Annotated in this window: 22 protein-coding genes; 8 read left to right on the top strand and 14 right to left on the bottom strand. The window is 70.1% G+C overall.

The genetic code is table 11. The features are described 5' to 3' along the window. Positions 1–254 precede the first annotated feature (254 nt). The 3 genes from V2S04_RS05155 to V2S04_RS05145 all read left to right on the top strand — a co-directional run bounded on the left by V2S04_RS05155 (position 255) and on the right by V2S04_RS05145 (position 1,827). Positions 255–965, top strand: a complete 711-nt coding sequence (locus tag V2S04_RS05155; protein WP_413637370.1) for a hypothetical protein — start codon at positions 255–257, stop codon at positions 963–965. Positions 966–1,067: 102 nt separating this feature from the next. Next, entirely contained in the window at positions 1,068–1,655 is a 588-nt protein-coding gene (locus V2S04_RS05150; RefSeq protein ID WP_413637368.1) for a dihydrofolate reductase family protein, read from the top strand. Positions 1,656–1,665: 10 nt separating this feature from the next. After that, positions 1,666–1,827 (top strand): hypothetical protein, encoded by a 162-nt coding sequence (locus V2S04_RS05145; protein ID WP_413637367.1) that lies wholly within the window; start codon positions 1,666–1,668, stop codon positions 1,825–1,827. Positions 1,828–2,070: 243 nt separating this feature from the next. Here the strand turns inward: V2S04_RS05145 and V2S04_RS05140 are convergent, their stop codons facing one another. Together V2S04_RS05140 and pdxH are read right to left on the bottom strand one after the other, a co-directional pair. After that, positions 2,071–2,577, bottom strand: a complete 507-nt coding sequence (locus V2S04_RS05140) for a mismatch-specific DNA-glycosylase (protein ID WP_413638102.1) — start codon at positions 2,575–2,577, stop codon at positions 2,071–2,073. Between the two features lie 196 nt (positions 2,578–2,773). Beyond that, a complete protein-coding gene (pdxH, locus tag V2S04_RS05135; RefSeq protein WP_413637365.1) occupies positions 2,774–3,388 on the bottom strand; it encodes a pyridoxamine 5'-phosphate oxidase in 615 nt (204 codons plus the stop codon). Between the two features lie 110 nt (positions 3,389–3,498). Between pdxH and V2S04_RS05130 the strand changes: the two genes are divergently transcribed. Both V2S04_RS05130 and V2S04_RS05125 read left to right on the top strand, forming a co-directional pair. After that, the gene (locus tag V2S04_RS05130) at positions 3,499–4,068 is read left to right on the top strand and encodes an alpha/beta fold hydrolase (protein ID WP_413637364.1); all 570 of its coding nucleotides are present in this window, start codon (positions 3,499–3,501) and stop codon (positions 4,066–4,068) included. Positions 4,069–4,090: 22 nt separating this feature from the next. Next, positions 4,091–5,158, top strand: coding sequence for a tellurite resistance/C4-dicarboxylate transporter family protein (locus V2S04_RS05125; protein ID WP_413637363.1), 1,068 nt, complete (start codon positions 4,091–4,093; stop codon positions 5,156–5,158). On the opposite strand, the gene V2S04_RS05120 is transcribed toward V2S04_RS05125, so the two are convergent. Both V2S04_RS05120 and V2S04_RS05115 read right to left on the bottom strand, forming a co-directional pair. Continuing rightward, positions 5,133–5,603: a GNAT family N-acetyltransferase gene (locus tag V2S04_RS05120; RefSeq protein ID WP_413637362.1), complete on the bottom strand. Its 471-nt coding sequence runs from the start codon at positions 5,601–5,603 to the stop codon at positions 5,133–5,135. The two genes, V2S04_RS05125 and V2S04_RS05120, sit on opposite strands and share 26 nt — an antisense overlap. 7 nt (positions 5,604–5,610) lie before the next feature. Next, positions 5,611–6,177: a 1-acyl-sn-glycerol-3-phosphate acyltransferase gene (locus V2S04_RS05115; protein WP_413637361.1), complete on the bottom strand. Its 567-nt coding sequence runs from the start codon at positions 6,175–6,177 to the stop codon at positions 5,611–5,613. A 177-nt stretch (positions 6,178–6,354) separates the two neighbouring features. Here V2S04_RS05115 and V2S04_RS05110 point away from each other — a divergent pair, with 177 nt between their 5' ends. Next, on the top strand, positions 6,355–6,927 hold the full coding sequence (locus V2S04_RS05110) for a Dps family protein (RefSeq protein WP_271638164.1): 573 nt from the start codon (positions 6,355–6,357) through the stop codon (positions 6,925–6,927). Positions 6,928–6,987: 60 nt separating this feature from the next. Here the strand turns inward: V2S04_RS05110 and V2S04_RS05105 are convergent, their stop codons facing one another. The 4 genes from V2S04_RS05105 to V2S04_RS05090 all read right to left on the bottom strand — a co-directional run bounded on the left by V2S04_RS05105 (position 6,988) and on the right by V2S04_RS05090 (position 10,321). After that, positions 6,988–7,278, bottom strand: coding sequence for a Fe-S cluster assembly protein HesB (locus V2S04_RS05105; protein ID WP_099195604.1), 291 nt, complete (start codon positions 7,276–7,278; stop codon positions 6,988–6,990). A 144-nt stretch (positions 7,279–7,422) separates the two neighbouring features. Continuing rightward, positions 7,423–7,908, bottom strand: coding sequence for a DUF6328 family protein (locus V2S04_RS05100; protein WP_099195605.1), 486 nt, complete (start codon positions 7,906–7,908; stop codon positions 7,423–7,425). A 206-nt stretch (positions 7,909–8,114) separates the two neighbouring features. Continuing rightward, on the bottom strand, positions 8,115–8,804 hold the full coding sequence (locus V2S04_RS05095; RefSeq protein WP_413637360.1) for a carboxymuconolactone decarboxylase family protein: 690 nt from the start codon (positions 8,802–8,804) through the stop codon (positions 8,115–8,117). 41 nt (positions 8,805–8,845) lie between these two features. After that, positions 8,846–10,321: an MDR family MFS transporter gene (locus tag V2S04_RS05090; RefSeq protein ID WP_413637359.1), complete on the bottom strand. Its 1,476-nt coding sequence runs from the start codon at positions 10,319–10,321 to the stop codon at positions 8,846–8,848. 144 nt (positions 10,322–10,465) lie between these two features. Between V2S04_RS05090 and V2S04_RS05085 the strand changes: the two genes are divergently transcribed. Beyond that, the gene (locus V2S04_RS05085; protein WP_413637358.1) at positions 10,466–12,355 is read left to right on the top strand and encodes an ABC transporter ATP-binding protein; all 1,890 of its coding nucleotides are present in this window, start codon (positions 10,466–10,468) and stop codon (positions 12,353–12,355) included. Between the two features lie 19 nt (positions 12,356–12,374). Here the strand turns inward: V2S04_RS05085 and V2S04_RS05080 are convergent, their stop codons facing one another. Further along, positions 12,375–13,145, bottom strand: a complete 771-nt coding sequence (locus tag V2S04_RS05080; RefSeq protein ID WP_413637357.1) for an SDR family NAD(P)-dependent oxidoreductase — start codon at positions 13,143–13,145, stop codon at positions 12,375–12,377. Next, on the bottom strand, positions 13,139–14,077 hold the full coding sequence (locus V2S04_RS05075; protein WP_413637356.1) for a glycosyltransferase family 2 protein: 939 nt from the start codon (positions 14,075–14,077) through the stop codon (positions 13,139–13,141). The genes V2S04_RS05080 and V2S04_RS05075 overlap by 7 nt, the downstream gene beginning before the upstream one ends. A gap of 59 nt (positions 14,078–14,136) precedes the next feature. Here V2S04_RS05075 and V2S04_RS05070 point away from each other — a divergent pair, with 59 nt between their 5' ends. Further along, a complete protein-coding gene (locus V2S04_RS05070; protein WP_413637355.1) occupies positions 14,137–15,132 on the top strand; it encodes a squalene cyclase in 996 nt (331 codons plus the stop codon). Here the strand turns inward: V2S04_RS05070 and V2S04_RS05065 are convergent, their stop codons facing one another. From V2S04_RS05065 to nadA, 4 genes are read right to left on the bottom strand one after another with little or no spacing between them, the layout of a single operon-like run. Continuing rightward, positions 15,133–16,278 carry a cysteine desulfurase family protein gene (locus tag V2S04_RS05065; RefSeq protein WP_413637354.1) on the bottom strand — a complete coding sequence of 382 codons (1,146 nt, stop codon included), beginning with the start codon at positions 16,276–16,278 and terminating at the stop codon, positions 15,133–15,135. Between the two features lies 1 nt (position 16,279). Continuing rightward, on the bottom strand, positions 16,280–17,131 hold the full coding sequence (gene nadC / locus V2S04_RS05060) for a carboxylating nicotinate-nucleotide diphosphorylase (RefSeq protein ID WP_413637353.1): 852 nt from the start codon (positions 17,129–17,131) through the stop codon (positions 16,280–16,282). Beyond that, positions 17,128–18,630, bottom strand: coding sequence for an L-aspartate oxidase (gene nadB, locus V2S04_RS05055; protein ID WP_413637352.1), 1,503 nt, complete (start codon positions 18,628–18,630; stop codon positions 17,128–17,130). Before nadB ends, nadC begins: the two co-directional genes overlap by 4 nt. After that, a complete protein-coding gene (gene nadA / locus V2S04_RS05050) occupies positions 18,627–19,925 on the bottom strand; it encodes a quinolinate synthase NadA (protein WP_413637351.1) in 1,299 nt (432 codons plus the stop codon). The genes nadB and nadA overlap by 4 nt, the downstream gene beginning before the upstream one ends. Positions 19,926–19,973: the final 48 nt, after the last annotated feature.

Below are 19,973 nucleotides of genomic sequence, written 5' to 3'. Positions count from 1 at the left end.
GCGTGACTCTTGAGCCATTGGCGCGCGCTCAGCCTGCGGGCGGAGCGGTCAGCATCAGACCGGCGACTTCTGCCGGCCTGACCCCACAGGTTGCTACCTGCGCGCACGGGGTGGAGTTCCGCTTCAACGTCTGACAGCCGCTCCACCTCACTCAGAGGGTGATGTCGGTCGATGTCTCGGTCTGCGGGCGGCGACCGAACCGATTGCTGCGAGACCTGGTGGATGGCGCACGGACGTTCTGCGAAAATGACGTCATGATCACAGCCAGGCTTCCCATCGCCGTGGCCGCACTCGGGCTGACCGCGATGCTGCTCGCCGGGTGCACCACCACAGCCGCGACTCGAGCGACCGAACCGTCCCCGTCCGCGACAGCGGCCACCAATCCGGTCGCAGAACCGACGCCGGAGTCGACGGAGTCGATGGAGTCGACGGCGTCGACGGAGTCGCCGGAGGCGGATTCCTGCTCCCGCCTGTCCGAGGTCATCAGCCATACGGACGGGCTGTACCTGCAGCGCCAGGGGACTCTCCGCGATCGAGGCGCACGAGAGTTCGCGCAGGGGGAGGTGGCCGTCGACGAAGACGGCACCCCCGTGACCTACACCGTCGCGCCTGGCGACGTCGAGACAGTGGTCGCGGAACGGCTCTGCGCGTACCCGAACCTCGGTTCGATGAACCACAGGCGGGACATCCATCCGGGCCAGGTGCTCTGGCTCACACCGAACCCCGACACCCCGTGGGTGGACTATTACGGCCCGCATGACGCGCCCGCCGGGTTCCCGCAGATCCCGTACCAGCAGGCGATCGAGTCGGCAGGCAGGGCAGTCGACGCCGGCGAGGTCGACTCCGTCCGGAGGATCTGGAACGACACGCTGAGGCCCATGTTCTCGAATCAGGTGACCATCGACGCGGTGCAGAAAGTCGTCGATGCCGGAGACCTGGACGCGCTGCGTCAGCTCTTCTCCTGAGCCGGCTCTCGCACACAGACGCGAGCCGATCGTGGAGCGGCCGAGAGCTTCGACGCACGCAAGGGCGATTGCACATCCGACCGCACGGCGCGACCATGAGATATGGGAACACTGAGCTTCACCGCCACCGTCTCGGTCGACGGGTACGCGGCGGGTCCTGACGGCGACTTCCAATTCGGAGCGCCGAGCGAGCAGGTGTTCCGGTTTCACGTCGAGCGGATGGCCGCGATCTCCACCGAGATCCTCGGGCGGCGCACCTACGACCTGATGCACTACTGGGAGGCGGAGCCCGACGGAGAGGACTGGTGTGACGACGAACGTGAGTTCGGGCGACTGTGGCAGGGGCTCGACATCGTCGCGGCGTCATCGACATTGACGGCGGACGAGATCACCCGCGAGAACCACCGGCTCGTCACGCAGCTCACGCTCGACGAGATCGCCCGCATCACCGAGCAAGCGCCAGGGGAGGTGGAGATCTTCGGGCCGACGACCGCCGCGCCGGCCATCCGCGCGGGCCTCGTGCGAGACTTCCGCTTCTTCATCGTCCCGGTGATCCTCGGCAGTGGACTGCGAGCACTGCCCGAGGATGCGCATCTCGATCTGCGCCTGATCGAAAGCCGCGTCTTCGAGAACGGTGTCACCATGCTGCATTACAGTGCCGACCAGGCGAACCCTGCCGATGCCCAGTGAGGGAGAGACCATGACCGATCCGATTCACGAGTCGCCCCTCGGGCATGACCGTCACGAGCCGATGGTTCCCGAGATAGAGGCGGACGAGAGCATCGCCCCGCGTCCGGAGGAGGAGATCGCCGACGTGCTGCGGGCCGAGCCCGACGTCGCCGATCACTCCGCACACAGCTAGTGGCCGTTCTCGGTCCGCGTGTCGGGCCCAACGGCGCTCTCCGAGGGCGTGCCTGCCGCGTCGCCCTTCAACTCGACGAAAATCGTGTGAGTGGGGGTCGTTCCGGTGATCTCCCCGGAATGCCGCTGCGCGGGCAACTACACCGCCTTTCCTGCAGGGAGCGAGACATCGAGGGTGCGATCGCCCGAAGCCAACAGGCCCCTTGCGAGGACAGCGCCTTGTCACGGAGAGCTTCGACATCGGTCATCGATCGTCCGCTGGCGCGCTCGCCGTCCACACCTCGTGCCACTTCTCGGCGAGCGTGCCGGCGGTCTCGTGCGCGTTCAGTCCACTCGGATTCGGCACGACCCACAGCGACACCTCCGCCGGCCAGCTGTCGAGCGCGCTGACATCCTGCAGCCCCATGCGGGCGCGCGGCGCGTCGAACGCGGCGCGGTACGCGGTGATGCCGACGATGGCCACGACGCGCGGACGCAGCGCTCGCACCCGCTCGCGCAGCCGGAGCCCTCCCGCGCGCAGCTCCGCACGGGTCAGCTCGTCCGCACGGGCGGTCGGCCGCGCGACCAGGTTGGTGATGCCGATGCCCTGCTCGGCCAGCATCCGCTCGTCCGACTCCGACAAGCCCCGCGACGCGTCGACGGCCCCATCGGTGACGCCGGCCGCAGCCAGCGACGGCCAGAAGCGGTTGCCCGGTCGTGCGAACGGCGCGTTCACGGCCGCTGTCCACGGACTGGGGTTGATGCCGACCACGATTAGGCGCAACAGGCCGGCCGAATCATCATCGGCGGGGAAGGGGAGCACGTCCTCGGTGTCGAGAGCGTCGCCGGCCGCGCGTGCGAGATCCGCGGGCGCGGGGCGCCGACCATCCAGCGGGGAGGGTGTGCGCCACGGTGCCCACCCTGCTGGAAGAGGCGGCCGGTACATCATCGGCGGACGGCGGCGAGATTCACGGGGCGAGCAGCTCGGTCGTCCAGCCCGATCCGCCGCGACTGTAGACCAGACGCTCGTGCAGGCGCGACCGTCGACCCTGCCAGAACTCGATCCGCTCGGGCGTGATCCGGAACCCGCCCCAGTGCGGGGGTGCCGGCACCTCGGCATCCGCGAAGCGCTCCTCCGCCGCGGCGACCGCCGCCTCCAGCTCGGCACGGTCGGCGATCGGCCGGCTCTGACGCGAGGCCCACGCACCGAGCTGCGACCCGCGCGGGCGGGTGGCGTGATACGCCTCGACCTCGGAGCGGGTGACCGGCGCCGCCGCTCCCTCCACTCGGACCTGCCGCTCGAGCTCGGGCCAGTGGAACACCAGCGACGCCTGCGGGAATGCGGCGAGCTCACGCCCCTTGTCCGAGTCGATGTGGGTGAAGAACACGAACCCCCGCTCGGACCAGTCCTTCAGCAGCACGACGCGGGAACGCGGCCGCCACTGATCCCCGACCTTGGCGACAGTGGAGAGCGTCATCGCCGTGGCAGAGAACGGACGGTCGGATGCTTCGGCGCTGCGCGCCTCGGCGAACCACTCGTCGAAGAGCGGGAAGGGAGTCGCAGGCGGCGTGGCAAGGGGCATGCACCCATGGTGCCCGATGCGTGCGGCATGATCGACCGCCACGTCGCCCGGTACGCTGGGAGAGGCCATCGACGCGCCACCGACTGACCGACCGGAAGCGAGCACACATCGTGACCCAGCCCAGCACCTTCGAGCCCGAAGGCCGCGCCGTCCCCTTCGTCGACGAGGGTGAGGGCCCCGTCACGCTCGTGCTGGTCACCGACCGCAGCCTCGAGGCCGACGGTCTCGGCGTCGTCTCGCACTACCTCGCCGAAGAGGCCGGATTCCGCGTCGTGCGCATCGGCTCCCGCGCAGCCGCCGAGGGCATCACCGCAGCGGAGCGCGCCGCCGACGCGGCGGCCGTGATCGAGGGTCTCGGCATCGAAGACACCTGGATCGGCGGCCATGGTCGCGGCAGCACCATCGCGCGCACCTTCGCGATCGATCACCCCGAGCGCGTCAACGGGCTGCTCATGCTGGGCGTCGAAGATGAGCAGATCCCGCTCGCCCCGGGCATCCCGGTGCTGATCATCCAGGCGGAGAACGATGACGTCACACCCGCCGCGAACGCCGAGGCGCTGCAGGCCACGGCTCCCGAGCGGGCGACCATCACCCGCATCTCCGAAGCCGACCACTACTTCGTCGCGACGCACCCGATCGAGACCGCCGTCGTGATCGAGGAGTACCTCGACTGGGACTGACACCCCGGCCGAAGAGTCGACGATGAACCCGGTGCGCACCGCGATCGCCGAACTGGCGCCCGGGTACTTCGCCGCCGTGATGGGCACCGGGATCGTCTCGATCGGGCTGCACGACCTGGGCTTCCATGCGGCCTCCGTCGTGCTGATGTGGCTCGCGGCGACGCTGTACCTCGCGCTCTGGACCCTGTACGTCTGGCGCGCGATCGCGTTCGGGGCGAACGTCGTCGCAGACCTGCGCGACCCCGAGAAGGCGTTCGCCTTCTTCACCGTCGTGGCGGCCTCCGGCGTGCTCGGCGTCCGCTTCGCGCGGGAGGAGCTGTCGGCTCTCGCCGTCCCGCTGTTCGTGCTCGCCGGAGTCATCTGGGTGGTCTTCGGCTACCTGCTGCCGTGGCAGGTGCTGATGACTCGCGACGGCAGGCCCATCCTGGCGCGCGCCAACGGAACCTGGTTCATCTGGGCGGTCGCCAGCCAGTCGCTCGCGATCAGCATGACGCAGCTGCACCCGCCCGCCGGCAGTGAGATGGCCACCTGGGTGGGCGTGCTCGCCGTGCTCGCGTGGTCTGTCGGGGTGGTGCTGTACGCGGCGGTCGCGATGCTCGTGCTGCTGCGCGTCGTGCACTACGGCGTGACCCCGCAGCAGTTCGATCCGGCTTACTGGGTGGCGATGGGCGCCCTCGCGATCGCCGTGGTCGCCGGTGCGAGCATCGTCGGTATGCCCACGACGCCGATCGTCGACGCCGTGCGCCCGCTGATCGCCGCGACAGTCGTGATCTTCTGGGTCTTCTGCCTCTGGCTGATCCCGCTGCTGATCGGCGCGGGGGTGTGGCGGCACGGCGTGCACCGCGTTCCGCTGCGCTACATGCCGACGCTGTGGTCGATGGTGTTCCCCATAGGGATGTTCGCCGTCGCGTCCGAATCGCTCGCTCGCGCCGACCGGTTGCCTGCAGCCGGAGCAGTGGGACGCGTCGTGCTGGTGATCGCCGTGATCGTCTGGACAGCGGTCTTCGTGGCGATGCTGCACCACGCCGGCCGGACGCTATGGGCGTCGCGGCCGTCGGCGTGGCTCAGCCGAGCAGATCCTTCCGCATGAAGATCTGCTCGGCGCCGTCGTCCTGCGGCACCCGCTCGCTGATCCGATAGCCGCAGTTCTGGTACAGACGGATGTTCGCCTCGCTGAGGCTGCCGGTGAACAGCTCCGCCTGCGCGGCGCCGCTGCCGCGCTCGGCGGCGTCGAGCAGGCCGCGTCCGATGCCCTCGCCCTGCATATCGGGGGCGATGGCGATCCTGCCCACGAGAAGCAGGTCGCCGTCCACCCGACCGCGCAGCGCACCGACGAGCCGGCCGTCGACGCGAGCCGTCCAGCCGTAGCAGTCGGCGAGTTCGGCCTGCACCGCCTCGAGCGTCTGGGTCAGTGGAGGCATGTCGACGCTGCCGTAGATCTGCGCCTCCGAGACGAAGGCTGCGCGCTGCAGGGTCAGCACCTCTCCGGCGTCGTCGGTCGAGATCCGGGCGTACTGCACATCGAGTGAGGCCATGACCCCATCATCCCTCTTCGCGCAGGCGCGGCTCGACACGATGCTCGGGGCGCAGACCCGCCTTGTCGGCGTAGAAGGCCCGGATGCGGTTCATATCCGCGGCGACGTCGCCGGTGAGCTCGATGGTCGGACCAAGGCCGGATGTCATGGTGTTGCGGTCGACATAGCCGAGGGTCACGGGCATCCCGGTCTCGCGCGCGATCCGGTAGAACCCGGACTTCCAGTGCGTGTGGCCCCGGCGAGTGCCGTCCGGCGTCACGACGAGGCCGAACACCGCGCCGCGTCGCACCATATCGACCACGTCGCCGACCACCCGGCCGGGGTCGTCGCGATCGACGGGGATGCCGCCGAGTGCGCGCATGAGCGGACCGCGCCAGCCGTGGAAGAGGCTCTTCTTGCCGAGCCAGCGCACATCGATCCCCAGGCGCCACGAGATCGCGAGCATGAGCACGAAATCCCAGTTGGAGGTGTGCGGCGCGCCGATCAGCACGGTCGGTGTGGCCGGCGCGGGGCGGGAGCGCAGAGTCCAGCGGCTGCAGAGCCAGAAGACCCGCGCGATCAGGCGTCGAAGCATCCGTCCACGCTACGGCAGTCGGTATGCGGACGAAGGCATGGTGCCGACGACGGATGGACCAGCCGCGCGACGAAATCAACCCCCTCAGCGCGTCCGACGTCGGGTGCTAGCGTCGCGTCGAACACACAACCGACCGCGCGCCGCGCGAGCGCCGCGCAGAAGACAGAGGTGGTATTCATGGCAGCCAAGAGCACCGCGACCCAGAAGTCGAAGAACGCCGGCACCAAGACGAAGGACTCGGCGAAGACGAAGGATGCCGCCGAGACCACGCCGCTGGAGAACGCCGAGAAGGGATTCCAGGCTTCCCCCGAACTGGTGCGCGACCTTCAGGCCGTGCTGGTCGACCTCATCGAGCTGTCGGTGCAGGGCAAGCAGGCGCACTGGAACGTGGTCGGTCGCAACTTCCGCGACACCCACCTGCAGCTCGACGAGATCATCGAGGCGGCACGCGGGTTCGGCGACACGGTGGCGGAGCGCATGCGCGCGCTGCACGCCGCCCCGGACGGACGCAGCGCGACCGTCGCCAAGGCGACCACTCTGCCGGAGTTCCCGATGGGCGAGGTCTCGACCACCGAGACGATCGACCTGATCACGGTGCGCCTGGAGGCGACGGTGGCCACCATGCGGCGCGTGCACGACCAGGTGGATGACGAGGATCCCACCTCGGCCGACATCCTGCACGCGATCATCGAGAAGCTCGAGCAGTTCGCGTGGATGGTCAGCGCGGAGAACCGCACTCCCGCGTCGTGACCTCGACATGCGACGAGAGCCGTCACCCGAACGGGTGACGGCCCTCGCTGCGTGCGGCGCTCAGGCCGGCTGCGGCAGAAGACTGAACGACACCGCGCCCTGCTCGTCGACAGAGGCGTCGAGCACCTTGTCGTCGAGGGCGTCGGCGGCGGCCTTCTCGAGGAACACGCGGATGTCCTCATCGCCGATGATCGAGTCGCCCGGTTCGGGCGTGGGGGCGACCGTCACCGCGAAGCGGGGTTCGGTCGCGGTGCCCGACGAGTGGATGCGGAGTCCGGCATCCGGCGTCGTGCTCTGCTGGGCGACGATGGTCGCCGCGATCGTGTTTGCGTTCTCGGTCAGGGTGAGCATCGGCTCTCCTTCCGGTTGCGGACACCGCACCGTCCGGCGCGATGTCCGTGCCACGATTCCGCACCTCGGCGCCGGGTTCAAGCTGAGCGGGGTCACTCTGAGGGGTTTCACACCGAGTGCTCCCGCACCTCACAGCGCGGGGGGTCAGCGTTCCCTTCTCAGCAGCAGCGGGAGCCCGACCCAGAGCACCAGGATGACGACCAGGCCGATGCCGCCGGCGATGTAGGCGAAGACGTGGTTGAAGGTGAAGTCGATGATCAGCACCGTGACACCGACCGTCAGCGCGGCGATGACGACCATGTTGGCCTTCACGATGCGGTGCGCGACGTGCACGAGTTCGGCTTTGCGGCCCTTCGCGAACAGCACACGGTGCATGCCGACCGGGGTCAGCGCGAGGATGGTCGCGGTGGCGGCGAGCAGCACGAGCACGATGTAGAGGACGCGCTGCAGATCGCTCAGATCGCGGAACAGCGGCTGGAAGGCCACGGCGAGCAGGAAGCCGGTGAGGATCTGCGTGCCGGTCTGCATGACGCGAAGCTCCTGCATGAGCTCTTCCCAGTTGCGGTCGGCGCGCTCTGCAGCCGTCTCGTCGCGCCCGTCGTTCTGCGCATCGGGATGCCTGTCGTTCATGACATCGGACGTTACCGGCTCGTGCCTCGGCGACGGCAGGGGCTTGCGGGCGCCGCCGCGATTCGGCACGGCGCCCCGATGTCGTGACGGGCGTACGATCGAGGGATGCCAGAGAACCGGGCTTCCGAGACTCGCTCGCACCTCACCCCTGCGCCGGCGGCACTGACCCTGCTCGGCGGCGACGCCGCAGGAGTGTGCACGGACGGCTACTGCGTCCTTCCCGCAGCTTCCGAGCCCGCGGGCGCGGCCTCCGAGCCCGCGGGCGCGGAAGACGCCGATGCCGGGACGCCCGGGCCCGTCGCCGACTGAGCCGCCCCCGCGCGGCCGTGCTCGGCCCGGTGCCGCAGCGCCGCAGCCAGCTCCGGCGCGATCAGGGGATCATCGTCGAGCGGCACGGCGAGGGCCAGCAGAGACCTGCTGAAATGGTTGCGCAGCCCGGCGGCGAGGGTGATGTCGACGATCTGTCGATCGGTGAAGCCGTGCTCGCGAAGCGCCGCGGAATCGGCATCCGTCATCTCCCGCGGCGACGTCGACAGGCGCTCCGCAAACCGGATGACCGCCCGCTCCGCATCGGTGAAGGCGGAATCGTCATCCGCGGCGAACGCGCGCAGCCCCGCCTCGTCGACGACGCCGGCCGTCATCGACTTGCGACCGTGCGCGATCAGGCAGTGCGACGAGCCGACAGCACGGGCGGCGCCGAGCGTCGCGGCCTCGTAGATCCGTGCGCCGATCGACGGAACCACTGCCCGGACCATCGCGACGAAGGCCTCGTGGGCCGCGGGGTTCACCGCCATCGCCGCGGTGTAGGAGTGCACGAAGCCGTCGGCGTCGAGGTCTTCCTCGTACATCGCCGCGGCCCCGTCGTCGGCGTCTGGTGCCGGGGTGGTGATGATCATGAAGCGGACGGTACTCCGCCTCGCGCCCCGGCGGAAGGGCGTCAGTGACCGCCGTGCACCGGCGCGTCCGCGCCGTCGTCCTCCGGCTTGCGGATGAGGAACGCGCCGACGATCGTCACGGTCGCGATGACCGCGCCGATCGTGACCGACGTGCGGGTTCCCGCCGCGACGGCCTCGGGGACCTCGGTGCCGCCGCCGGCGTTCGCGACCGCGGTGAAGACGGCCACCATGACGGCGATCCCGGCGGCGCCCGCAACCTGCTGGATCGTGCCGATCACGGCGCTGCCGTACGAGTAGAACTTCGGCTTCAGCGATGCGAGCGACGCGGTGAACAGCGGCGTGAACGAGAGGGCGAGCCCCACCGAGAGCAGCGTCTGCGCGACGAGCACGAGCCAGATGGAGCTGTCGACGCTCAGCGTGGTGAACAGCCACAGCATCGACGCGGCGAGGATCGACCCGGGGATCAGCAGGATGCGCGTGCCGTGGCTGTCGTAGATGCGGCCGATCAGCGGGCCGAGCAGGCCCATCGCGAGAGCGCCCGGCAGCACGACCAGTCCCGCGTCGAGCGCCTTCAGCTGCAGGGCATCCTGAAGGAACAGCGGAATGACGGTGATGCTGCCGAAGAACGCCAGCGACAGCAGGAACATCTGGATCATCGACAGCGAGAAGTCCTTCGACGCGAACACGCGGAGGTCGAGAAGCGCATCGTCGTCGCGCTGCAGGCGCACTTGACGCCAGAGGAACAGCGCGAGTCCGACCAGGCCGACCGCGAGCGCGATCGCCATCGGCGCCCAGCTCGCGCCCTTGCCCAGTCCGCCGATCTGGCTCAGTCCGAACACGAGACCGCCGAAGCCGAATGCCGAGAGCACCACCGACACCAGGTCGATGGGCGCGCGCATAGTCTCGCCGACGTTCGTCAGCCAGCGCCATCCGATGAACATCGCGATCAGTGCGATCGGCAGCACGACGACGAAGATCGCGCGCCAGCCGAAGTGATCGAGCAGGAACCCGGACATCGTCGGGCCGATCGCCGGAGCGAGCGACATCACGATGCTGACGCGGCCCATCATGCGCCCGCGCGACGACGCCGGCACCAGGTTCATGATCGTGGTCATCAGCAGCGGCATCATCACCGCGGTGCCCGTCGCCTGCACCACGCGAGCGGTGAGCAGCGCCTCGAAGCCCGGGGCGAGCGCGGCGAGCAGCGTTCCCGCCGAGAACAGCGCGATGGCGCCGAGGAACATCTGGCGCGTCGTGAACCGGCGCAGCAGGAAGCCGGTGATCGGGATGACGACGGCCATCGTGAGCATGAACGCGCTCGTCACCCACTGCGCAGCGATCGGGGTGATACCGAGGTCGACGATCAGATGCGGGATCGCCATGCCCATCGTCGTCTCGTTCAGGATCGCGACGAAGGCCGCGGTGAGCAGCACCCAGATGACGGCCATGTCCTTCGGAGGGATGATGCCGGCGGCGGGAGGTGCGACGGGAGTCGACCCGGTGTGGACGGCAGACATGGGTCTCCTCGAGACGATGGGGGCGTGAGGCGCGAAAAGCGTGGACTCGGCCGGACGGCGGGCCGGTCGGAGAGAACAGCCGTCCATCCTAACCCCTCGAGGCAGAACGGTATTCCCCCTTCTTCGGCGCACTAGCCTGAGGGGATGAGCATGGGTGTCGGGGGAGGACGCGGCGCAGTCTTCCGCGGCGTCGATGAGGCGGCGCAGCGACGCATGAACGCGTCCGCGCCGAAGGTGCCCGGTCTCGGTCGCCGTGTGGTCGCGCTGTTCACCCCCTATCGCGGAAAGCTCGTGCTCACCGCCGCGCTCGTGATCGTCGGCGCCGGCCTCGCCGTGATCCCACCGCTGCTCGTGCAGCGCATCTTCGACGACGCGCTGTTCCCGCTCGAGGGCGGCGGCCCGCGCATCCCGCTGCTCACCGCGCTGGTGAGCATCACGATCGGACTGTTCCTGCTCTCCGCCGTGCTCGGCGTCGTGCAGACCTGGCTCACGTCCACCGTCGGCAACGAGGTGACCGGCGACCTGCGCATGCGGCTGTTCGAGCATCTGCAGGCGATGGAGCTCGGTTTCTTCACCCGCACCAAGACGGGAGTCATCCAGTCCCGCCTGCAGAACGACGTCGGCGGCGTGTCGGGCGTGCTGACCAACACCGTCACCAGCGTGCTCGGCAACACCGTCACCGTCATCGCGTCGCTCGTGGCGATGATCCTCATCGACTGGCGCCTCACCCTCATCGCCGTGATCCTCATGCCGATCCTGGTGCTCGTGCAGCGTCGCGTCGGTCAGGTGCGGGCGCGCATCGCCGGAGAGACCCAGGAGTCGCTGTCCGAGCTGAGCAGCATCACGCAGGAGACCCTGAGCGTCTCTGGCATCCTGCTGTCGAAGTCGTTCAACCGACAGCGCACTGAATCGGTGCGCTACCAGGCCGAGAACCGCAACCAGGTGCGTCTGCAGGTGCGACGGGCGATGAGCGGCCAGGGATTCTTCGCTGTGGTGCAGGTGATCATGGCCAGTGTGCCCGCGGTCATCTACCTCGTGGCCGGGTTCTTCCTCACCGGGGGCGCCCCCGAGATCACCGCCGGCGCGATCGTCGCGTTCACGACTGTGCAGGCCCGTCTGCTCATGCCGCTGATGGGGCTGATGCGGGTGGCGCTCGACCTGCAGACGTCGGCGGCGCTGTTCGCCCGCATCTTCGAGTACCTCGACATGGTGCCCCAGATCCAGGACGCGCCCGACGCGATCGACGCGGGTGATGCGCCGGGGCCGCGCGGACGCATCGCGTTCGAGAACGTCGTCTTCCGCTATCCGGATGCCTCGGCCGATGCGCGGCCGACGCTGGACGGCGTCTCGTTCGTGGCCGAACCCGGCACTCACGTCGCATTCGTCGGGCCGTCTGGTGCCGGCAAGACGACGATCCTCTACCTCGCGCCGCGTCTGTACGAGGCATCGAGCGGCACGGTCGAGTTCTCCGGAGCCGACGTCAGGTCGCTCACCCAGGAGTCGATCATCGACCGGATCGGGATCGTCTCGCAGGAGACGTATCTGTTCCACGCCACGATCCGCGAGAACCTGCGGTATGCGAAGCCGGATGCCACGGACGAGGAGCTCGAGAACGCCTGCCGCGCGGCGAACATCCACCACGTGATCGCCTCCTTCGACCAGGGCTACGACACCGTGGTGGGGGAGCGCGGATACCGACTGTCAGGCGGAGAGAAGCAGCGCATCGCGATCGCCCGCGTGCTGCTGAAGGATCCGCCGGTGCTGCTGCTCGACGAGGCGACGTCGGCGCTCGACACTGTTTCCGAGCGGGTCGTACAGGAGGCGCTGGATGCCGCGGCGCGGGGACGCACGACGCTGTCGATCGCGCACCGGCTGTCGACCGTCATCGACGCCGACATGATCCACGTCGTGGAGGCCGGCCGCATCGTCGAGTCCGGAACACATGCGCAGCTGCTCGCGAGCGGCGGGCTGTACTCGACGCTCGCGGCGCAGCAGATGGCATCGGCGCGGGCCGTCGAAGAAGGGCAGCGCTGAGAGCCGTCGCTGATGCGGGTCAGTGCACCGAGAGGCCGCCGTCGACGAACAGCGACTGCCCGGTGATGTATCCCGACGAGCGTCCGGCGAGGAACACCGCGATGCCTGCGAAGTCGTCCGGCACACCGTTGCGGCCGACCATGGTGCGCGCGGCCAGCTGCTGCACCTTCTCCGGGTCCTCCTGCAAGCGTGAGTTCAGCGGAGTGAGCACGAAGCCGGGCACCAGAGTGTTCGCCGTGACCCCCTGAGACGACCACGCCTCGGCCTGGGACCGGGTGAGCGACTCGAGCCCGCCCTTCGAGACGCCATAGACCCCGCTGGTCACGAAGGCGCGGTGGGCCTGCTGGGAGCTGATGTGGATCAGCCGGCCGAATCCGCGCTCGAGCATGCCCGGGGTGTAGCGACGACTCAGCAGGAAGGGCGCCTCGAGATTGACCGTCATCGTGGCATCCCAGACGTCCATCTCGATGTCGTTCATCGGGGGACGCAGGTTGATGCCCGCCGAGTTCACGAGGATGTCCGGCTCGCCGAAGGGCTCCGCGGCAGCATCCGCGGCGGCGAGGATGCCCTCGCGGGTGCTGAGGTCGCCGACGATTCCGGCAGCGCGCCCTCCGGATTCGGAAATCTCGCGCACGGCCGCATCGATGCGCTCCCCGCCTCGTGCCACGACCGCGACCGACGCGCCCGCGCCGGCGAGAGCGGTCGCGATCGCCCGGCCGATGCCGGACGATCCGCCGGTGACGACCGCGGTGAGGCCGTTCAGAGAGAAGAGGTCGTCGAGGTTCACCATGCCAGCGCCTCCATCATCGTCGGGACGGGTGTCGCGTCGCCGTACCCGGGCAGGGCTCGCAGCGTCGCCTCGAACGCGTCGAGAGCGGCGGCATAGGCCGGGTCCGGATGCTCGGCGGCTATCGCGTGCAGCGAGGGGAGGTCCATTGCGCGGATGAGTGCGATGCGAGCGCGGACGGCGTCGTGCTGATGCGCGGCGACGAGAACGTCGATGCCGCCGAGGAGCGCTGCGAGGTAGTCGTGCAGCACGGGCAGCTGCGCCTTGCCCTGTGTGATCGAGGTGCCGTCGGCGCGCACGCGCCAGAGCACGGCGACATCGGGGATGACGTCGAAGGCGCGCGCCTCGGTGTACATCCGCTGCGCGACGACCTGGTCCTCGTAGGCGACGTTCTCGGGGAACCGCAGGCTCTCCCAGATGGACGTGCGGCTGAGCTTCGACCACGCGACGATGTTCGCCGAGGCCTCGGGATGCTCGGCTAGGGTGACGCCGAGGCGTCGGGGTGAGGTGGCCGCGGCGACCCACGGCTGCACGCGGCCCGCGCGATAGGCGCCGTCGACGAGCCGGGAGCGCACGTAGGCGGCCGCCACGAAGTCGCTGCCTGACTCGTCGAGGGTCGCCAGCCAGGTCGCGACCGCGCCCGGAGTGAGCTCGTCGTCGGCGTCGAGGAATCCGACGAAGGGCGTGTCGACGCGGTCGAGGGCGATGTTGCGCGCCGCGCCCAGCCCGCGCGCCTCATCGTGACGAAGCACCTCGAAGCGCGGGTCGCGGGCGGCCGCATCGGCGAACACGGCGCCCGTGTCGTCGTGCGAGCCGTCGTCGATCAGCAGCGCGCGCCAGCGGCTCTCGGTCTGCCCCTGCAGCGACGCGATGGCGGCCGGGGCGAAGGTGGCGATGTCGCGGCCGGGCACGATGATCGTCACGAGCGGGTTCACAGGCCGAGTCTACGGTCCGGCGGATGCCACGACGCCTGCCGGGGCGTAACCTGCGATGCATGACTTCGCTGGCGAAGGACACGATCGACTGGCTGCGGGACTCCGACCCCTCGTTGCGCTGGCAGGTCGAGCGCGACCTTATCGGGGAGCCGGAGCAGGTGTGGCAGGCGACCCGGGCGCGGATCGCGACGGAGGGCTACGGCGCGGCGGTGCTCGCCAGACAGGATCCCGACGGACAGTGGGCGGGCGGAGCATACTTCCCCGCGCGGGATCGCGACCTCACCGGTCTCGGCATCATCGAGCGGGATCCGGACGCCCAGCCCTGGATCGCCACGACCTGGGCACTGAAGGATCTCCGGGAGTTCGGCCTGGACTCCTCGGCGCTGACCGGCACGGCCGAGAAGCTGGCGACCAACAGCCAGTGGGAGTACGACGATCTGCCCTACTGGGGCGGCGAGATCGACGTGTGCATCAACGCGTTCACGCTCGCCACCGGCGCCTGGCTCGGGGCGGACGTGTCCGCACTCGCCGGCTGGTTCCCCGCGCATCGGCTCGCCGACGGCGGCTGGAACTGCGAGGCCGAAGAGGGGCGATCAGAGCGCTCGTCTTTCCACTCCACGCTCAATGCGGTCGTCGAGATCCTCGCATACCAGCGGATCACCGGCGACGCGCGTCTCGATGACGCCCGCCGCGGCGGGGAGGAGTATCTGCTCGAACGGGGGCTGATGCGTCGGCTCTCGACCGGTGAGAGGGTCGGGCCGTTCGTCACGGACTTCATCTCGCCGAACCGCTGGCAGTACAGCGCGCTCGCGGCTCTCGATCACTTCCGGCAGGTGACGCTGCACGACGGCACCCGCCCCGATCCGCGGATGGCCGAGGCGGTGGAGGTGGTGCGCGCCGCGAGACAGCGAGACGGCACCTGGCTGCAGGGCGAGGCTCACGGCGGAGCGGTGTGGGTGAGCGTGAACGGGCTGCCGGGGCATCCGTCGAAGGGGCTCACGCTGATCGGCACCCGCGTGCTCGACTGGTGGGACGCGGCGCACTCGTGTGACTGATCAGGAGGAGACGGCGGCGACAGCGGCCGCGACCAGCTCTGCGAGGTGCTGCCCGGAACCTGCCGGCAGAGGCGCGCGGGGGAAGGTGAAGCGCACAGAGGTCTGGGCGACGGCCGCCGGGATGCCGATCGCCAGAAGAACAGGGGAGGGTTCGTCGCTGCCTGCGGCGCAGGCCGACCCGCTGGATGAGACGACACCGCGACGCTCGAGCTCCAGAAGCACGGCTTCGCCGCTGGTGCCGGCGAAGGTGAAGCTCGCGAGATTCGGCAGACGGTGTCGTACTGAGCCGGTCAGCGCGGCCTGCGGCACGGCAGAGCGAACCGCGGCGATGAACTCCGTGGTCTGCGCGGCCACCGTCTCGGTGCTGCGCACCCGTTCGGCCTCGGCGAGGTCGAGGGCGGTCGCCAGCGCCACCGCTCCGGCGACGTTCTCTGTTCCGCTGCGCCGCCCTCGCTCCTGACCCCCGCCGTGCAGCAGCGGCTCCAGGGGCACACGGGAGCGCACTGCGACGGCGCCGATGCCCTTCGGGGTGCCGAGCTTGTGGCCTGCGATCGAGATGCAGTCGGCGTCGAGCTCGCGCAGATCGAGCCACCCGGCCGTCTGCACCGCGTCGAGGTGCACGGGCACGCCGTGCTCGTGCGCTGCGGCGATCAGCGCGGCGGCGTCCTGCACCGTGCCGATCTCGTTGTTCGCATGGCCGAGGCTCACCAGCGTCGTCTCGCCCTCATCGAGCGCCGATCGCAGATCGTCGACCGCCACGACTCCGTGCTCGTCGACGGGCAGCAGCGTCACCTCGACATCGTGCAGCCGGCGCAGATACTCGGCCGACTGCAGGATCGACGCGTGCTCTATCGGGGTGGTGATCAGTCGCCGTCGCGCGGGCGGCTCGTGAGCCGCGCCCAGCACGACGCCTTTCACGGCGAGATTGTTCGCCTCGGTGCCGCCGGAGGTGAAGACGACCTCGCTCGCTCGTCTGCCCAGCGCCGCGGCGACCCGCCCGCGCGCCCACTCCAGAGCCCCCGCCGCCGCCTCGCCCACCGTGTGGTGGCTCGACGGGTTGCCGTACGCGCCGGTGAGATACGGCTGCATCGCCTCGAGCACCTCCGGTCGCACCGGTGACGTGGCGGCGTGGTCCAGGTAGAGCATGTCACCCGACCCGCAGATCGAGCCCGAGATCCAGCGCTCGCGCGGAATGGGTCAGTGCGCCGACCGAGATCACCTGCACGCCCGTCTCGGCGATGCGCCGCACCGTGTCGAGGGTCACGCCGCCCGACGCCTCCGCGGTCGCCCGCCCGGCGATCAGGGCGACGCCTGCCCGAAGATCGTCGAGACTGAAGTTGTCGAGCAGCACGGTGTGCGCGCCGCCCTCGAGCACAGCCGGGATCTGATCGAGGCGGTCGACCTCCACCACGACGTGCGTCGTGTGCGGCAGGCGGCCGAGCGCCCCGCGCAGCGCCGTGGCGAGATCCTGCCCGCTCTGACGGAGCACCGCGAGGTGGTTGTCCTTCGCCATCACGGCATCCGACAGCGAGCGCCGGTGATTGCTGCCGCCGCCCGAGACGACCGCGTGGCGTTCGAACTCGCGCAGTCCGGGCGTCGTCTTGCGGGTGTCGGCGATGCGCGCCCCGGTGCCGTCAACCGCGTCGACGTAGGCCGCCGTGAGCGTCGCGATGCCGCTCATCCGCTGCGTGAAGTTCAGGGCGACCCGCTCAGCGGTCAGCAGGGCGCGTGCGGCGCCGCTCACCGAGGCGAGCACATCACCCGCAGCGAAGCGGTCGCCGTCGGCGACATGGAGGTCGACAACCGCGTCCGCGTCGGTGAGCGCGAAGGCTGCCGAGAACACCTCGCCGCCGCTGAAGACGCCGGGCTCGCGGGCGACGAGATCCGCCGTCGCGCGGGCGGAGGCGGGGAGCAGGGCGGTGCTGGTGAGGTCGCCCCACGGGGCATCCTCCTCCAGAGCGGCCGACACGGTGCGACGCAGGGTTGCCGGGGTGATCATGCGGCTCCGATCAGGGCGGGGGAGACGACGAAGTGGGCGCCGAGCGAGCGGGTGCGGGCGAGGGAGGCGGATGCCACGGCGCGCGCCACGGTGAGCAGGTTCGCGTCCTCCTGCGCTGTGCGCGACGTCGCCGGCGGCGGCGACCACGCGTGCAGGCGCGCGACGGCGTCACGCAGGCCCTCCTCGGTGCGCATCAGTCCGACATGCTCCCACATCAGCCGCTGCAGCGCCGTCCGCTCGAAGACGCACCCGTCCTGCCCGCCGTTGCCCACGACCACCCGCTTCTCGCTCCCGTATGAGTTCGGGTCGCCTGCAGGGGTCGCGAGCGGCACATACTCATACGGGAGTGAGTGGTGGGTCAGGGATTCGGCCGCGCGAGCGCCGAAGACGGCGCCCTCCAGGAGGGAGTTCGACGCCAGTCGGTTCGCGCCGTGCACGCCGGTGCGTGCGGTCTCGCCGACAGCCCACAGACCGGGCAGCGTCGTCCGGCCGTCGACGTCGGTGACCACCCCGCCCATCAGGTAGTGCGCAGCGGGGGTCACCGGCACGGGCTGCCGCGACCACTCGATTCCCCGTCGCCGCAGCTCGGCGTCGATCGTGGGGAAGCGCTCGGCCAGTATCTCGGCGCCGAGCGCCGTGGCATCCAGCACCACCGGCGCCGACTGCGCGGCGGCGCGACGTGCGACGGCCCGTGCCACGACGTCGCGGGGGGCGAGCTCGGCATCCGGGTGCTCTTCGAGCATGAAACGGTGCCCGCCGGCATCCCGCAGCACGGCGCCCGCGCCGCGGACCGCCTCGGAGACGAGGAACGGCGCGCCGTCGCCGAGGACGGTCGGGTGGAACTGCACGAACTCTAGATCGGCGACCGCAGCGCCCGCGCGCAGCGCGAGGGCGATCCCGTCGCCGGTGATGCCGGGAGGGTTGGTGGTGTGCGCGTACAGCTGGCCGGAGCCTCCGGTCGCCAGGATCACGCCGTCGGCGTGCGTCTCGACGCCGTCGAGCGACCGGATGCCGCGCACCCGCCCGCTGTCGACGAGCAGGTCTGCGACGAACACCCCCTCGCGCACCTCGACCGAGGACGCCCGCACCCGGCGCGCCAGGGCCGCCGAGATCGCGGCGCCCGTGGCGTCACCGCCGGCGTGCGCGATCCTCGGCCGGCTGTGCGCGGCCTCGAGGCCGCGCGCGAGCAGCCCGTCCGCGGAGCGGTCGAAGGCCACTCCGGCAGCGATCAGCTCGTCGATCGCGCCCGCGGCGCCGTCGACCAGCGCGGTGATCGCGAGCGCGTCACCGTGGCCGTCGCCGGCCTGCAGGGTGTCGAGGGCGTGCAGTGCGGGGGAGTCGCCCGGGCCGTATGCTCCTGCCACGCCGCCCTGCGCGCAGGCGGTGCAGCTGTCACCGATGACGTCCTTCACGAGCAGCGTCACGCGGTGGCCGAGCGCGTCGGCGCGCAGCGCGGCTGTGAGCCCGGCGATGCCGCCGCCCACGACGATGACGTTCATCGCGGCTTCGCCGCCAGCATCCGCTCCAGCGCGACCCGAGCCGGCCGCGCGACGGCGTCGGTCACCCGGATGCGGTTCTGCACGCGCCCGGCCACGAGCTCCTCCAGCACCCACGCGAGGTACCCGGGATGGATGCGGTACATCGTCGAGCACGGGCAGACGACGGGGTCGAGACAGAAGATCTCATGCTGCGGATGCTGCGCGGCCAGACGCCGGACGAGGTTGATCTCGGTGCCGATCGCGAAGACGGCGGGCTCCGCGGCGGCGGCGATCGCCTTGCGGATGTAGTCCGTGGAGCCCGCCTCGTCGGCGGCGTCGACGACCTCGACAGGGCACTCCGGATGCACGATGACCCGCACATTCGGGTGCTCCGCGCGCGCCTTCTCGATCTGGTCGACGGTGAAGCGGCGATGCACCGAGCAGAAGCCGTGCCAGAGGATCACTCGCCCCTGCTGCAGCTCCGTCGCGCTGGAGCCGCCCAGCGGGCGGCGCGGATTCCACATCGGCATCTGCTCGAGCGGCACACCCATCGCCTTGGCGGTGTTGCGCCCGAGGTGCTGATCGGGGAAGAACAGCACCCGCCGGCCGCGCGCGAACGCCCACTCGAGCACGGTCTGAGCGTTCGACGAGGTGCACACGATGCCGCCGTGACGACCGACGAATCCCTTGATCGCGGCCGAGGAGTTCATGTACGTGACGGGGATGACGGGCAGCAGGCCATCAGCGTCCGGTTCGTCGAGCGGGCCGAGCACCTCGGCCAGCTGCTCCCAGCAGTCCTCGACCTGATCGATGTCGGCCATGTCCGCCATCGAGCAGCCCGCGGCGAGGTTCGGCAGGATCACCGACTGCTCCGGTCGGGAGAGCAGATCGGCGGTCTCCGCCATGAAATGCACGCCGCAGAACACGATCGCCTCGGCGTCGGGATGCTCGAGGGAGGCGTTCGCGAGCTGGAAGGAGTCGCCCACGTAATCGGCGTGCCGCACCACCTCCTCGCGCTGATAGAAGTGCCCGAGCACGACGACCCGATCGCCGAGGGACCGCTTGGCCGCGCGGATGCGCGCGTCGAGCTCCTCCTCGTCCGCCTCGCGGTACGCGGCGGGCAGCTCACCCTGGCGCGGGGCGCCGACCGGGATGACATCCCCCATCGATGAGCCGGGGCCGTAGCCGGGACGGGCGTCGAAATCCCACGGCCCGGCGGCGAGATCGGTCGTGCAGGTGGGGTCGAGAGAAGCGCCCGCGACGATGGCCTGCAGGGCGTGGTCGACCGACGGGTCGAGGCTGCGGAGTGTGGGCACGGAGAGGACCGCCTTCTGGTCGCGATGACATTTACTGTCCGCGAACAG

It is taken from the genome of Microbacterium sp. OR21 (genome assembly GCF_047306785.1).
Taxonomy (GTDB): domain Bacteria; phylum Actinomycetota; class Actinomycetes; order Actinomycetales; family Microbacteriaceae; genus Microbacterium; species Microbacterium esteraromaticum_E.
Note: the sequence above shows the minus strand (reverse complement) of the source record. Positions and strands in the feature narration are given on the sequence as shown.

Bases quoted from the DNA above. Each gene is read 5' to 3' on its own strand.
- V2S04_RS05155 (WP_413637370.1), top strand. From the start codon at position 255: ATGATCACAGCCAGGCTTCCCATCGCCGTGGCCGCACTCGGGCTGACC.
- V2S04_RS05150 (WP_413637368.1), top strand. From the start codon at position 1,068: ATGGGAACACTGAGCTTCACCGCCACCGTCTCGGTCGACGGGTACGCG.
- V2S04_RS05145 (WP_413637367.1), top strand. From the start codon at position 1,666: ATGACCGATCCGATTCACGAGTCGCCCCTCGGGCATGACCGTCACGAG.
- pdxH (WP_413637365.1), bottom strand. From the start codon at position 3,388: ATGCCCCTTGCCACGCCGCCTGCGACTCCCTTCCCGCTCTTCGACGAG.
- V2S04_RS05125 (WP_413637363.1), top strand. From the start codon at position 4,091: ATGAACCCGGTGCGCACCGCGATCGCCGAACTGGCGCCCGGGTACTTC.
- V2S04_RS05120 (WP_413637362.1), bottom strand. From the start codon at position 5,603: ATGGCCTCACTCGATGTGCAGTACGCCCGGATCTCGACCGACGACGCC.
- V2S04_RS05115 (WP_413637361.1), bottom strand. From the start codon at position 6,177: ATGCTTCGACGCCTGATCGCGCGGGTCTTCTGGCTCTGCAGCCGCTGG.
- V2S04_RS05110 (WP_271638164.1), top strand. From the start codon at position 6,355: ATGGCAGCCAAGAGCACCGCGACCCAGAAGTCGAAGAACGCCGGCACC.
- V2S04_RS05105 (WP_099195604.1), bottom strand. From the start codon at position 7,278: ATGCTCACCCTGACCGAGAACGCAAACACGATCGCGGCGACCATCGTC.
- V2S04_RS05100 (WP_099195605.1), bottom strand. From the start codon at position 7,908: ATGAACGACAGGCATCCCGATGCGCAGAACGACGGGCGCGACGAGACG.
- V2S04_RS05095 (WP_413637360.1), bottom strand. From the start codon at position 8,804: ATGATCATCACCACCCCGGCACCAGACGCCGACGACGGGGCCGCGGCG.
- V2S04_RS05090 (WP_413637359.1), bottom strand. From the start codon at position 10,321: ATGTCTGCCGTCCACACCGGGTCGACTCCCGTCGCACCTCCCGCCGCC.
- V2S04_RS05085 (WP_413637358.1), top strand. From the start codon at position 10,466: ATGAGCATGGGTGTCGGGGGAGGACGCGGCGCAGTCTTCCGCGGCGTC.
- V2S04_RS05080 (WP_413637357.1), bottom strand. From the start codon at position 13,145: ATGGTGAACCTCGACGACCTCTTCTCTCTGAACGGCCTCACCGCGGTC.
- V2S04_RS05070 (WP_413637355.1), top strand. From the start codon at position 14,137: ATGACTTCGCTGGCGAAGGACACGATCGACTGGCTGCGGGACTCCGAC.
- V2S04_RS05065 (WP_413637354.1), bottom strand. From the start codon at position 16,278: ATGCTCTACCTGGACCACGCCGCCACGTCACCGGTGCGACCGGAGGTG.
- nadC (WP_413637353.1), bottom strand. From the start codon at position 17,131: ATGATCACCCCGGCAACCCTGCGTCGCACCGTGTCGGCCGCTCTGGAG.
- nadB (WP_413637352.1), bottom strand. From the start codon at position 18,630: ATGAACGTCATCGTCGTGGGCGGCGGCATCGCCGGGCTCACAGCCGCG.